Annotated in this window: 15 protein-coding genes and 1 pseudogene; 11 read left to right on the top strand and 5 right to left on the bottom strand. The window is 64.8% G+C overall.

From position 1 onward, the window contains the following. Nucleotides 1-11: 11 nt before the first annotated feature. The 5 genes from RHO23_RS09870 to RHO23_RS09850 all read left to right on the top strand — a co-directional run bounded on the left by RHO23_RS09870 (nt 12) and on the right by RHO23_RS09850 (nt 4,838). Entirely contained in the window at nt 12-404 is a 393-nt protein-coding gene (locus tag RHO23_RS09870) for a RidA family protein (RefSeq protein WP_070941120.1), read from the top strand. A 32-nt stretch (nt 405-436) separates the two neighbouring features. Further along, the gene (locus RHO23_RS09865; protein ID WP_423489001.1) at nt 437-1,276 is read left to right on the top strand and encodes an MBL fold metallo-hydrolase; all 840 of its coding nucleotides are present in this window, start codon (nt 437-439) and stop codon (nt 1,274-1,276) included. After that, nucleotides 1,273-2,286: a 2-dehydropantoate 2-reductase gene (locus RHO23_RS09860; protein WP_070941118.1), complete on the top strand. Its 1,014-nt coding sequence runs from the start codon at nt 1,273-1,275 to the stop codon at nt 2,284-2,286. The genes RHO23_RS09865 and RHO23_RS09860 overlap by 4 nt, the downstream gene beginning before the upstream one ends. Before the next feature lie 93 nt (nt 2,287-2,379). Further along, complete coding sequence (locus tag RHO23_RS09855; protein WP_423489000.1) at nt 2,380-3,471, top strand: phenazine antibiotic biosynthesis protein; 1,092 nt, start codon at nt 2,380-2,382, stop codon at nt 3,469-3,471. Nucleotides 3,472-3,473: 2 nt separating this feature from the next. Beyond that, nucleotides 3,474-4,838, top strand: coding sequence for an aldehyde dehydrogenase family protein (locus tag RHO23_RS09850; RefSeq protein ID WP_423488999.1), 1,365 nt, complete (start codon nt 3,474-3,476; stop codon nt 4,836-4,838). Between the two features lie 2 nt (nt 4,839-4,840). Here the strand turns inward: RHO23_RS09850 and RHO23_RS09845 are convergent, their stop codons facing one another. Beyond that, nucleotides 4,841-5,272: a PPOX class F420-dependent oxidoreductase gene (locus tag RHO23_RS09845; protein ID WP_064409027.1), complete on the bottom strand. Its 432-nt coding sequence runs from the start codon at nt 5,270-5,272 to the stop codon at nt 4,841-4,843. Between the two features lie 45 nt (nt 5,273-5,317). After that, entirely contained in the window at nt 5,318-5,911 is a 594-nt protein-coding gene (locus RHO23_RS09840) for a TetR/AcrR family transcriptional regulator (protein WP_164687557.1), read from the bottom strand. A 96-nt stretch (nt 5,912-6,007) separates the two neighbouring features. On the opposite strand from RHO23_RS09840, the gene RHO23_RS09835 reads away from it, so the two are divergent. From RHO23_RS09835 to RHO23_RS09820, 4 genes and pseudogenes are all read left to right on the top strand, one after another. Then, a complete protein-coding gene (locus tag RHO23_RS09835) occupies nt 6,008-7,753 on the top strand; it encodes an amidohydrolase (protein ID WP_423488998.1) in 1,746 nt (581 codons plus the stop codon). Beyond that, nucleotides 7,750-9,072, top strand: coding sequence for a M20/M25/M40 family metallo-hydrolase (locus tag RHO23_RS09830; RefSeq protein ID WP_423488997.1), 1,323 nt, complete (start codon nt 7,750-7,752; stop codon nt 9,070-9,072). Before RHO23_RS09835 ends, RHO23_RS09830 begins: the two co-directional genes overlap by 4 nt. Then, a pseudogene (locus tag RHO23_RS09825) lies at nt 9,069-9,917 on the top strand (nitrilase-related carbon-nitrogen hydrolase); the annotation flags it as partial. The gene RHO23_RS09830 and the pseudogene RHO23_RS09825, both read left to right, overlap by 4 nt. A 147-nt stretch (nt 9,918-10,064) precedes the next feature. Beyond that, entirely contained in the window at nt 10,065-10,247 is a 183-nt protein-coding gene (locus tag RHO23_RS09820; protein WP_030093635.1) for a hypothetical protein, read from the top strand. Between the two features lie 26 nt (nt 10,248-10,273). On the opposite strand, the gene RHO23_RS09815 is transcribed toward RHO23_RS09820, so the two are convergent. Both RHO23_RS09815 and RHO23_RS09810 read right to left on the bottom strand, forming a co-directional pair. Then, on the bottom strand, nt 10,274-10,585 hold the full coding sequence (locus RHO23_RS09815) for a hypothetical protein (protein WP_423488996.1): 312 nt from the start codon (nt 10,583-10,585) through the stop codon (nt 10,274-10,276). Between the two features lie 234 nt (nt 10,586-10,819). Next, complete coding sequence (locus RHO23_RS09810; RefSeq protein WP_423488995.1) at nt 10,820-11,317, bottom strand: DUF1990 family protein; 498 nt, start codon at nt 11,315-11,317, stop codon at nt 10,820-10,822. A gap of 19 nt (nt 11,318-11,336) precedes the next feature. Here RHO23_RS09810 and RHO23_RS09805 point away from each other — a divergent pair, with 19 nt between their 5' ends. Beyond that, the gene (locus RHO23_RS09805) at nt 11,337-11,966 is read left to right on the top strand and encodes a PaaI family thioesterase (RefSeq protein ID WP_064409020.1); all 630 of its coding nucleotides are present in this window, start codon (nt 11,337-11,339) and stop codon (nt 11,964-11,966) included. Then, nucleotides 11,963-12,376 carry a TIGR02611 family protein gene (locus RHO23_RS09800; protein WP_423488994.1) on the top strand — a complete coding sequence of 138 codons (414 nt, stop codon included), beginning with the start codon at nt 11,963-11,965 and terminating at the stop codon, nt 12,374-12,376. Before RHO23_RS09805 ends, RHO23_RS09800 begins: the two co-directional genes overlap by 4 nt. On the opposite strand, the gene RHO23_RS09795 is transcribed toward RHO23_RS09800, so the two are convergent. Next, on the bottom strand, nt 12,359-13,093 hold the full coding sequence (locus RHO23_RS09795) for a DJ-1/PfpI family protein (RefSeq protein WP_423488993.1): 735 nt from the start codon (nt 13,091-13,093) through the stop codon (nt 12,359-12,361). The genes RHO23_RS09800 and RHO23_RS09795 overlap by 18 nt on opposite strands. Nucleotides 13,094-13,185 lie beyond the last annotated feature (92 nt).

Genomic DNA, 13,185 nt, shown 5'->3' with positions numbered 1-13,185 from the left:
AAGGAGTTCGGATGGCCAAGGCTCAGATCGAAACCAACGCGGCGCCAGATCCCGTCGGCGCCTACTCGCAAGCCGTACGCATTGGTGACACCCTGCAGGTGTCCGGGCAAGTGGGGATCAATGCCCAGACCCGTTCCCTGGCCGGAGAGACCGTCTACGCGCAGACCGTCCAGACATTGCGCAACATCGAGGCGATCTTGAATGCGGCCGGAGCCGATTTCGGCGATGTGCTGATGCTGCGGGTATTCCTTCACGCACCAGAAGGATTCGCCGAGCTGAACAAGGCCTTCGAGGACACCATCAGCAAGCCCTACCCGGCGCGGACCACCCTTTTCGGTGGGCTCCCGCCCGGGCTGCTGGTGGAGATAGATGCGCTCGCGAAGCTTTCCGGGACAGAGGATTGACCATGCGCATTCATCACCTGAACTGTGGCACGATGACGCCCGTCGGGAAACGGCTCATGGAAGGCGCTGGAGCACCCTGGCAGCGCGGCCGGCTGATTTGCCATTGTCTGCTCGTCGACACCGAAACGCGGCTGCTGCTTGTCGACACCGGATTCGGCCTGCGCGATATCGCCGATCCGGTGGCCAGGATCGGCCGTCCCCTCAAGCTTCTGCTCAACCCTCGGTTCGCCGAATCGGAGGCAGCGGTGCGCCAGGTGCAGGCACTCGGTTATGACCCTGCCGATGTCACCGACATCGTGCTCACCCATCACGACCACGATCACGTCGGCGGAGTCGACGACTTTCCCAACGCACGTTTGCATGTGCACGCCATCGAAGCAGAATCCATACGCGCGCAGCTGACACTTCATGACAAGGTGCGCTACAGCGGGCAGCCCGAACTCATGGGACGTAGAGAAGGTGACCGCTGGTCCGAGTATTCGATTGGTGGCGATCAGTGGTTCGGCTTCCGCGCCGTGCGGCAACTCCACGGTCTGCCGGAGGAGATCGCGATCATTCCGCTTCCGGGGCATAGCCGCGGGCATGTCGGCGTGGTGATCGACACCGGTGGCATCGGGCGCCCGCGGTGGCTCGTACACGCGGGTGATGCCTTCATGCACCCCGATGAAATGCTCACAGATCCACGATGCCCCTTGGTGTTCAAGGTGTTTCAGAGTCTGGTGCAGGCTGATGCCACCTCGCGGCTGTACAACGCGCAACAGCTACGTGAGCTGGCCACGCGCGACGACGTGGAGGTCATCAACTCGCACAATCCGTACTATTGGGACCGTGCCCGCGCGACCGCGCAGAGCGTTGAGGTTGGAGCCCAATGAGAATCGCTGTCGCGGGAGCCGGAAGCATCGGCTGTTATGTGGGCGGCAGGCTGCAGGCCGCCGGGCATGACTTGGTGTACATCGGCCGCGCCGCCCTAGGCGAGTCGATCACCGAGCGTGGTCTCGCTCTTTCGGACTATCTGGGTTGGTCGGCGACGATTCCCGGAGACAAATGCGTGTTCTCCGAAGACATCGATGCGGTGCACGCCGCCGATGTAGTGCTGGTGACGGTGAAATCGGCCGCGACCGCGGAGATGGCGGCGTCGCTGGCCGACCGGCTCCGCCCCGGAGCTGTGGTGGTCAGTCTGCAGAACGGGATACGCAACCCCACCGAGATATCGCGATACGTCACGCAACACCGCGTGATCACCGGAATGGTCGGCTTCAACGTCGCGCAGGTCGGGCCAGCGCACTTTCATCAGGGCACACAGGGAAAGTTGTCGATCTCTACGGGTGCGGAGTCCCTGGCACAGGCACTGACCGAGAGCGGATTGCCTACCGCCGTGCGTGAGGACATGTCGGCGGTGCAGTGGGGAAAGCTCGTGGTCAACCTCAACAATGCGGTCAACGCACTCTCGGGCTTGCCGCTGAAAGCCGAACTGGGACAGCGACACTACCGTCTAGTGCTGGCCGCTGCGCAACGCGAAGCACTGGGGCTGCTGCGCCGCAGTGGCCAGGCAGTGGTCAGTCCTCTTGCGGCGCCGCTCGCGTTCATGCCCTGGGTGCTGCGGATGCCGGACGCCGTGTTCGCCCGGGTAGCCCGGCAGATGGTCGAGATTGACCCTCAGGCGCGCTCGTCCATGCTGGACGACCTCACCCGTGGCAGGCCGACCGAAATCGACTACATCAACGGGGAAGTAGTCGAGCTTGCCAAGAAGCTCGGCGTCAGTGCGCCCGTCAACGCCGCGCTCGTCAGCCTGATCCACCAGGCAACCGCATCCGGTGAGAAGTGGTCGGGGCCAGAACTGCGCCGCGAAATCGACGATCGGACGGCGGCGAAAGTCCGCTAGTAGACAGCCCCACAGCGATCCGGCAGGGTTAACGCGCCACGAACGGCGGTGGAACTCCTTCTAGGATCGCGTTTCCTGCGCCAGGATGGCCGCATGGCTGAGATCGACCTCTCGCTGTTGGACGTCCCGCGAACCGGGCCCGTCCCAGATCCCGAGGCCTACCTGCGTGCCGCGATCGCCTGGCATTTCGGCGAGGACACCGGGTCGGCGTTCTGGTTGCGCACCGCGCAGACCCTGAACTTCGACCCGTTGACCGACGTAAAGGTTTTCGAGGACCTTCGGCTGTTCCCGAACCTGGTCAACGAGCTGCGTGATGCACCCGTCGAGGACCTCATCCCGCGCGGCTACGGAACCCCGGCGCCGGTGCCCAAGATCTTCGAATCCGGTGGCACCACCGGTGCACCCAAACGCACAGCGCAACTACCCGATTGGGTTGAGCAGGTCACGCAATGGCAGGTCGAGGACTTCACCGCCGGCGGCTTCGTGGCAGGGCAGGGTCTGTTGTTCCTCATGCCCAGTGGCCCGCACGGGGTCGGTCATTTCTCGCGTGCGGTCAGCGAGCGGCTCGGTTCGGTGTTCTATGCGGTGGACCTCGACCCACGGTGGGTCAAGAAACTCTCCGCACGCAACGCCACCGCCGAAGTGTCTGGGTATGTCGAGCACGTCCTGGAGCAGGCCAGGTTCGTGCTGCAGACCCAGCGGGTCGCCAACCTGCACACCAGCCTGCCGCTGCTGGGCGCCATCGCCCGCGACGACGCCATGGTGGACCTGGTCAACCAGAAGATCCGCTACATACTGATCAGCGGCGCCCACGTAGACCTGGACACTCTCGATCTGCTCCGCGAGATCTTCCCGACCGCCGAGATCGCGATGGCCTTCGGCAGCACAATGATCTTGTCCCAGGCAAGGACTCGCGTTGACGGGGACGCCTTCGTCTTCGACCCGCGCTCACCCTACGTGGTGTTCTGGGTGATCGATCCCGATACGGGGGAGTGTGTGCCCTACGGTGAGCGCGGCCAGGTGGTGATGAATCACATCAGCAAGGGCATGTTCATTCCGAACAACCTCGAACGCGACACTGCGATTCGAATGAATGGCCCGGACAATCAGATTGGTGATTCCGTCAGTGAAGTGGTCCCGGTCGCCAACTTTGAGGGCGAGCCGGTGATCGAGGGCGTTTACTGATCGTGATCGCGCTTGACGCCCTTGGCCCCGGTGGCGAGTACCGCACCCGAAACCGTGAGGTGATCACCGATGTGACCGGAGCGCCGGTCGCCGAGCTGAGCATCGCGCCCCCGCTGTATGTGAGCCGCAGCATTCAGGCGCAACGCACGGTCAAGCCCCTCCCACACGATCGGTGTAACGCCGCGCTGGCAGACGCTGCCGCGATCTTCGTCGACGCGCAGCTCGGCGGCCTCGGCTTCGAGCAATACGTCGAGGTGGTCAGCCGGGTGTCGGGGCTACCGATCGCGATTGCACGGGCCAGTGCCCGTGGTGTCGCCGACGCGGTACGGGTCGCGGCCGATTCGGTGGCGCCTGCCCGCCCGATGGGCGCCGCCATCGACTGGCGCGACGAGCGCACCCGGCGAGGAAGCGCGGTGTGGGCGCGCCGCGGCGAGGTGCTCGCCGTGCACGCGTCCGGGAACAGCCCTGGTGTGCACAGCACGTGGGCGCAGGCGCTGGCGCTGGGTTACCGGGTGGCCATCCGTCCATCGCGGCGCGAACCCTTCACCGGACACCGGCTTGCCAATGCACTACGCCAGGCCGGATTTCGGCCCGAAGATGCCCTCTATCTACCCACTGACCATGCGGGCGCGGCCGAGATCATCACCGCCGCCGACCTTGCCGTCGTCTACGGCGGCCAAGACGTCGTTGACGGCTATGCCGACGACCCGACGGTGCTGACGAACGGGCCGGGCCGCACCAAGATCCTGATCACTGCCGAACAGGACTGGCGCGACTACCTTGACGTCATCGTCGAGTCGATCAGCGGGCAGGGCGGGATGGCCTGCACCAACGCCACCGCCGTTCTCTACGAAGGTGATCCGCGACCCCTGGCCGAAGCGATCACCGCCAGGCTGGCGACGATCCCGGCGCTTCCGATCACCGACGAACGCGCTGCGCTACCAGCTCAGCCCATAGCGGCGGCCAGGCGCTATGCCGAGCACCTGGCGGCCGTATCTGTCGGCACCACAGCGCTGCTGGGCGCCGACCAGGTGGTCGCAGATCTCGGTGACGGCTCGGCGGTACTGCGACCGGCAGTACACCTGCTGGCGCGACCAGACATCGGCCCACTCAACACGGAGCTGGCGTTCCCATGCGTGTGGGTCTCGCCGTGGACACGCGCCGACGGCCTTGCCCCGCTGCGGCATTCCTTGGTGATCAACGCGATTACCAAGGACGAGGAGCTGATCGATGATCTGCTCAACGAGCCGACGGTCGCCAACGTGTACAGCGGCAGGCATCTCACGTCGTATGCGGCTTTCGACGTTCCGCACGACGGATTTCTCGCGGACTTCTTGATGCGCACCAAGGGCATCATCCGCGACTGATATCAGGGTTGCGGTGCCCAGGGGCCGTGGCCGCCAACCGACTCGACACGGATGCGGGTGAGGTACCCCTCGGGAGAGCCGGGCGGCGGGAAGTGCTCGTCGGAGCCCAGCAGGGCGATCGCGAGCTGACTGAGCAGCTCGGGTGCGCCGCCTTCTACGACCCGAGCCGAACCGGTCACGGACAGGTACTCGCGCTGCTGTCCGGGCTGGCTGGGCGCCAGGATGGTCACGGCGACGTGGGGATCGCGCCGGATGTTGCGCAGCTTCTTGTAATTGCCGGACAGATGAGCGGCCACCAGCTCGTCGCCCTCGGGCGTGGATTGCACGGCTACCCACACCACGGACACCTGTGGAGTGCCGTCGGGATTGATGGTGACGAGCGTGGCATCAGCACCCGCCCCGATGAGTGCGCGCGCGGCGTCATGAAGTTCCATGTGTGGTAGCTACCTCTGCGCCGATGATTTCATTCCCGCACGGCGTCAATGTGCCGGAAAAAACCGCGCGATGGCGGGGCGCAGACGCGAGGTCTCGAAGTCGTCGATGGGCAGCGCGAGCTGCTCAAGAACCAGTCCGTTGACGGCGGTGAGCAGGTCGGCGGCATCTGCCTCCGGATCGCTCACGCCGGCTCCGCGCAGCTCCTGGGCGAAGGCGGCGCGCTGGGTGGTGCCCCATTCGTCAAGGGTGGCCCGCAGGCTGGGGCGGCGAGCGACCTCGAGGAAGAATTCGTAGCGGGCGATTGCCGCGTCGCGGTCGTCGGACAGAGTCTCGGTGACATAGCGGGACAGCCGGTCGATGCGTTCGGAGATCTTCGCGTCGGGCAGCTCGGTGAACAGCGCCCGCACTTCTTCGATCTGCCGGGTGGCCAAGCGCCGCAGCGCTTCGTCCAGGAGCTGATCGAGGGTGCCGAAGTAGTAGCGGGCGATCCCATGAGTTGTCCCCGCCTCGGCGGCAACCGCACGGTGAGTCACCGCGCGCGCACCCTCACGTGCCAGTAGACGGATCGCGGCATCCAAAAGCGACTCTCGGCGGGCAGCGCCCCGGGCCATGCGTGGCTCGCGCACCGGAGACGTCATGGGCGTCATCGTACTGGCGCACATTTCCTTAAACTTCTCCATTTGGAGAAAATAAGAGATACGGTGGCGCCCATCGACGAACGGCGGGAGGCCTCAATGACCAACACACTCATCACCGGCGCACTGGTGCGCACCTTCGACCCGGCCATCCCCGAGGCCGACGCGCTGGTGCTTTCGGACGGGCGCGTTGTCGCCGTGGGAGACCGGCGGGAGATGGACGATGTGGCCGGAGCCGCTGCGCACCGCGTCGATGCCCAAGGCGCCGTAGTACTGCCCGGTCTGGTCGACACCCACCCGCATGTCATGCATTTCGGGATGCTCTCCGGTGGACTCGTAGATCTCACCGACGCGGTCGATCACGCGGACATCGTGGCCAGAATCCGCGCGAAGGCCGCGGAAACCGAGCCGGGTGAATGGATCATGTGTACCCCGGTGGGCGAGCCGCACTACTTCATTCGCCGTTCGGAGCGCGACCTGGCCGAGCGGCATCTGCCCGACCGATGGATCCTGGACACCGCCACCGACGCGCATCCCGTGCTGATTCAGGCCTGGGCGCCGCGCATGCCGAACGTGGTGGCCTTCAACAGCGCTGGCCTGCGCACCGTAGGTCTGAGCGCACTCATCCCGGACCGGGTATGTGACGTCGAGATCGAGAAGAACGAGGCCGGTGATCTGACCGGGATCCTGCGCGGACCGGTCACCAACTACTACACCTACGACCCCTTCTGGGGGCAGATCCTGACCAAGCTGCCGCGCCCGAGCCTGGAGAACGCCGTCGCCGGAACCCTCGCGGAAATGAGTCGCTATACCGCACAAGGAATTACCAGCGTGTACGAGGGGCACGCCATGGAACCCGAACACGTGGCGCTGTACCGGCATTTACGTGCGACCAACGCGCTGAGCATGCGGGTGCTGGCGACTCTAGATGTCGAGTCCGTCATCTTCTATCCGTTTGACCCGCTACCACAGCACGAATTCACCGCCAGACTGCGCGAACTCGCCGGCCAGGCACTCGATCTGGAGGACGACATGCTGCGCCTCAACGGGCTCACGATGAGTCCGGGCGGCCCATGCTTCTCGGGATACTTCGCGACCTACGAACCGTGCGCCGACCCCTTCGGGCGCCCGACACGGGGCAAGCGCTTCTTGTCGCTGGACAAGGAGGAAGCATTTGTGCGGTTCTGTGCTGCCGAGGGGATCCGTGCGAATCTGTGTTTGGGTGCGTTCCGGGAGCACGACGATTTCCTCGATATCGCCGAACGTGTTGTGCGGGAGTACGACTTCCGTGACAAGCGCTGGATTCTGCAGCACGCCATGACCATCACACCCAAGCAGGCCCAGCGATACGCGGATCTGGGATTTCAGGTGACCACCAGCGCGGGCTTCGCGTGGGGAAAGGGCGCCATGTATGGCGAGCGCATCGGCCGGCATGTGTGGCAAGACCTGGAGCCGCTGCAGCGGTTGATCGACACCGGGCTGGATCTGGCCGGCGGTTCGGACTGGGGGCCGAAGAATCCGTGGGAGCAGATCGAGCTGGCCCAGACGCACCGTTTCGCGGGCAGCGACCATCACAACGACGGGCCCGACCAGAAGATCTCGAGGCTCGAGGCGCTGAAGATGTGGACCACGGGTGCAGCCGCGGTGCTGGGCTGGCCCGAAATCGGTGCACTGACACCGGGCAACTATGCGGACGTGATCATCGCCGACCGAGATCCACTGACCTGTCCGCTCGACGAGCTACGCGGCACGCGGGTGCTGCGGACCTACCTCGGCGGCCAGACGGTATACGACAGTGGCGAGTTGACGTCGCCGGCCGCACAATCGCAGGTGGTGCACTCGTGAGCGCGGCAGACAAAGTACTCGACCGTGTCGATGATCTTCGCGATGAGCTGCTCGACACACTTACCCACGCCATCGCGCTGCGCAGCGTGAATCCGACCTACCCCGACCAGGACTATGACGACCTGGTGGGCGGCGAATCCGATGTGGCGCGTCTACTGGCCGGCGTCCACCGGCAGGGCGGAGCCGAAACGGAGCTGTTCGGCGAGGTGACCGGACGAGACAACGTGGTCGGTGTGCTTCGGGGGAGCGGGGGAGGGCGATCGCTGATCTTCAACGGCCACCTCGACGTCGTGCCCGCCAACGACTCCGACGAATGGACCCACGATCCGTTCTCGGGATTTCATGATGAAACCCACGTTTGGGGACGTGGCTCCGTGGACATGAAGAGCGGATTGGTGGCACAGGCCTTTGCCGCCAAGGCATTACGGGAATCAGGTGTGCAACTGCGGGGTGACCTGATCCTGCAGGGCGTGGTCGGCGAAGAGAACTTCGAACATCACCTGGGCACCTCGGCCGTGCTTGCCCGCGGCTACACCGCCGACGGCGCGATCATCGCCGAACCCACCGGGGCGCGACGTCCTCTGACCGTCATGCCGGCCACCCCCGGCGTGCTCGTCATGCGCATCACCGTCAGCGGCCGCTCCGGTCATGCGTCGGCGCGTTCCCTGATGCGCGCCCAAGCGGCCAGTGCTCCAGACGCCGAACCCGTTGCGGTCAGCGCCATTGATGCGGCACTGTCGATTCACGCGGCGCTGTGCGGGCTGGAGATCCAGTGGGAGCAGACACGCACCGACCCGCTCTTTGAGCGCGGGCAGTTCACCATCGGTCTGGACGTGATCGACGGGGGTGCCCGCAGTGGCCGCAACGTCGCCTTCATCCCCGACGAAACCGTGCTGGACTACGCGGTCTTCTATCCGCCCGCGGCCAGCCTGGCCGAAATTCAGGCCGAGATCCTCGAGACGGTGGCCGCCGTCGTCACGGCAGATCCCTGGCTGCGGCGCGAACCTCCGCGCATCGAATGGCCGATGCACTATCCGGGCGGGCGAACGGACAAGTGTGACCCGTTCTGCCAAACCGTGATCGCCGCACGCGAAGAGGCTGCCGCCGGGTCCACATTCAGCGGGCCCCCGGAGGTCCAACCATTCCCCACGGCAACCGATCTCACCTGGTTCACCGCTGCGGGGATTCCTGCTGTCGGCATGGGCCCGGGTGCGTTGGCCATGGCACACGCGGTGGACGAGCGCTGTGCGATCGACGAAATAGTCTGTGCCACCAAGGCCTACGCACTGGCCGCGATGCGTTGGTGCGGTGTGCAATGACCGAGACGGCCCAACGTACGCCGGTCGCCCCGTACATGGCGGTCGGGTTGTCGACCATTGTCCACGGCATCGGTAGGCGAGACGACATCGCGCGCAACCTGGACAACATCGAGGAGGCCATCCATGCCGCGGTCTCGATTGTCGGCATCAACCTGCCGGTGAAGCTGGTCGCCCTCGCCGAGGGCGCGCTGACCGGCTTTACCGACGAGGTCTTCAACCTTCCGCATATCCGCAGTGCTCGTGAGCTTTTCATCGACATTCCGGGGCCGGAGACAGATCGCCTGGCTGCGCTGGCGCGGACGTATGAGACGTACATCATCGTGCAGTGCAAGGCTCGCTGGCCCGAGATCATCGCAGACCGATTCTTCAACGTCATGGTGGTGATCGCGCCCGATGGTGAGATCGTGCACCGAGCGGCCAAGAATCACGTCTGGTGCCGTGAGCACTCGTGCACCCCGCATGACGTGTACGACCGATGGGTGCAGCTGTTCGGCGACGGGATCGATGCCTTCTATCCAGTGCTGCGTACCCCGGACATCGGCGCTATCGGCACGCTGTGTTGCAGCGACGGTGAGTATCCGGAAGCCGTGCGGGCCTTGGCATTCAACGGCGCAGAGGTGGTGTATCGGCCCAGCGAGGCGGTGCCGATGACGGCGGCCGGTTCGGACGCCGGTGGTACCTGGTTGCTGCAGAACAGAGCGCACGCGCACTTCAACGGCCTGTACATGGTGTGCCCCAACTCCGGACCCGTCTACTCCACACCCGCCGCCGAGCATCCGGTCGACATCGCAGGCGGCAACGGTCACATTGTCGACTACTACGGACACGTGATCGGGCAGGCGTCCTCGGGAGCGAACGCGATTGTCGCGGCGCCGGTGGATGTCGAGGCTCTGCGCCAGTTCCGCGCCATGAATTTGAACTCAAATTGGCTCAAGGATATTCGGACAGAACTGTTCCGGCGCATGTACGACCGGCCGATCCACCCGGCCAACCTGTGGCTGCACCGGGAACCGGGGCGCCATGCCGAGGTTGACGACATCTATCGATCCAACATCGCCAGGCTTGTTGACGCGGGCACGTATACCGAACCTGCTCATCGGTTTCCGGGCGCGCGTCATCTGCCAGGGCCCGGAGATGGCGATATGGACGCAGTCCTGGCGAACTGGTCGCCGTAGCACGGTGGGCACCGTCCCGAAATCGTTTATTGCAGAACGGTTGTGGTGTTCGTCCCGTAGGGGACCTGCGGGTTGGTGCCCAGTGGAGTGCGAGGGTTGGCGCCCTCATGGGTGGGCTCGTGAAATCCTCGGTCGTACAGGTTGGTGCCGGGCTGGGTGCAGGCCCCGCCGACGCGCGGTGCGCCGCCCGCGCACGCGGTCCGGCAGCTGTGGTTGTACGGCGTCTCGCCGGCCGAACACACCGGGAGGTCTGCAGCCGCCACCGGGGCGATGAACATCGCGGCCGGGGCGCCCAGGGCTCCGGCGAACAGCGCGATGCCAGCGGGCAGGGAAACCATGAGGTTCAGAGCTCCTAAAAACGCATGAATCGAAGTTGAACAAAAGGTTACACATCATAACGATTCGAATGCTCGGAAGCTTTGCTGAAAAATGCGCCTTTTTGTCTTTCGGCGCTAAATGCCCGAGACACGCCCGCTTATTAGACACGCCAGTGAAGTAGCTGTATCCGTCACCCAGCTAACATGTAGGTTACCGGGGGAGGGTTATGTGTGCAGCAACCGATCGCGCGTCGCTCACAGTGCGTGCAGGTAGCGCTGAGTTACCACACGTTGTAGCTGCTTGACCACCAGATTGCCCACCCGGACCCACCAGTACGACGGCCTGGAGAATGCGGTTATCTCTACGGAGACAACGCCATTGGATGGATCAAAGCGCACAATGAAGACCTCTTCGCCGGTTTCCGGGTGTCCTCGAAGCGTGCCGTATGCGAAACCGCGCCGATTCGGCTCGTCCACCACGTACACGATGCGGCACAGCGCCCAGAACGGCCATAGCCGCGTCATCACGTTCACGCCGACGGCGGCCTCCGGTGCCGACGTCTGTACGGGCAGCCCGATCCCACGTTGGATACCGAATCGCATGAGGCTTGCGGCAGCCTCGTCGAACCGCGCCCTACCCGCTCCGATCTGCCGAGATTCGCGCACATGGTGATATCCGGAGGGTAACTCGGTGGCCGTTGCGCCGATCTCGGAGTAGGTGAACGGGAGCTGGCTCAGCCGTGCAATATCCACCCCAATAACGTAGGGGAGTATGACCACCGAGGAAGCAGTAACAGCGCATGAGGGTGGCGGGTTCAATCCGCCCGATCCCACCCTCAAGGGCGGCCCCGACTACGGCCGTTTCATCGATGCGCTGCGGACTCTGCAGGATCGCGCTCGCGCCGCCCTGCCACCCGATGAGGTGATCACCAGCCTGGCCAACCAGCTCGAGGCCATGAACGAGCTGCTGGACCCGTACGAGGTTTCGGAGTGGGACTCGCCCTCGGGCCGTCGCACCGATCTTCCGCTGCGTGGAAACATCCTGCTGGTCCCGATGACAATCGATAGCTTCGACAACGGAGTGCTCACCGGCACAGCCACTTTCGGGCGCTACCACCTGGGCCGAAACGGGGCGGTGCATGGCGGATGTCTCGGCCTGCTCTTCGACACGATCATCGGCACCGGCACGATGCTGCTCACGGACCTGCGCAAGCTGCGTACTGCGTACCTGAACATCAACTACCGCAAGGTCACGCCGATCGAGAAGGAGCTGCAGTTCGACTGCACCCTGGACCGCGTCGAGGGCCGCAAGGTGTACCTGACCAGCAGATTGCTCGACGGCGACGATGTGCTCGCCGAGGCCGACGCTCTCTTTGTGAAGCTCAATCCCGGTCAGCCGTGAGCGGCCGTACCCGTCGGTGGGCCCGATGGCGCGACGGGGTGCGGGACCGTCCGGCATTGAACGTCTTCTACCGCATGGCGGTTGCGATCATCGGTCTGGCAGTGCTGGGTGCGGGCATCATTGCGATCCCCTATCCGGGGCCCGGCTGGGCGATCGTCTTCCTCGGCCTGGCGATTCTTGCCTCCGAGTTCTCTTGGGCAAGAAAGCTTCTCCACGCAGTCAGGGCCCGGTACGACAGGTTCATGGCCTGGTTTTCCACTCAACCTCAGTGGTTGCGGGGGATCGGGGTGCTGTTCACCGCGGCGTTGGTGGTGGTCACGCTGTGGGTGTTGGGTGCGGTCGGCTGGGTCGCCGCGCTGGCCGGAATCGAGGCGCACTGGCTGAAGAGCCCGCTAGGGTTTGGCGGCTGACCTCCGCCGCACCCGGTCGATGACGGTCGCCCACAGCACCTTCGAGCCCGCCACGACCTCCGCGCCGGCATCGCGTGCCGAGATCATGCCCTTCATCATCAGCACCGCATCTGCCTTGTTGCGGGTCGAGGCCTTGCTGATGTGGCCGGTATCGAACGGTGGCCGCGGGTCGTACTCGATGCACAGCTGAGTGGCCTCGGCGCGCGGCTGTCCGGCGATCTCGCCGACGAGCCACAGACCAAGATCGAGCCCTGCGGACACCCCTGCGGCGGTAATCACCTTGCCGTCACGGACGATTCGCTTGTCCCGCTGGGGATTGGCCCCAAAGGTCGTGAGCACCCGCTGCCCGGCCCAATGGCAGGTGGCGTCCTTTCCCCGCAAGATCCCGGCGGCACCGAGAATGAGCGACCCGCTACACACCGATGCGGTCCACGTCGTGCCCAGGTGAACCTTCCGCAGCCAGGTGAGAACGCCGTCGTCGGCGGCGGTGGTCATGGTGGCCGGTATCGAGCCGCCGATCAGGACGATGTCCGGTGCCGGGGTCTCATGGAAGGAATGCGTGGCGCCGACCACCAGGACACCGCTATCGGTCACTATCGGCCCCGGCTCGTGCCAGACGAATCGAAACTCGGCATCGGGCAGCCCCCTCAGCATTTCGTAGGGGCCTATCGCGTCGAGCGCCGTCATGCCCGGGTACGCCAGGATCGCTATCTGCATGATTGCCATGGTTGTCGACCGATCACGGCGGCAGAAGTGGCCAGATAGACAGTATCCAACGAGATATTGCCAACAACGAGTTACGCTCGCCG

The sequence above is a fragment of the Mycobacteroides sp. PCS013 genome (assembly GCF_049532645.1).
GTDB lineage: Bacteria > Actinomycetota > Actinomycetes > Mycobacteriales > Mycobacteriaceae > Mycobacterium > Mycobacterium gwanakae.
Note: the sequence above shows the minus strand (reverse complement) of the source record. Positions and strands in the feature narration are given on the sequence as shown.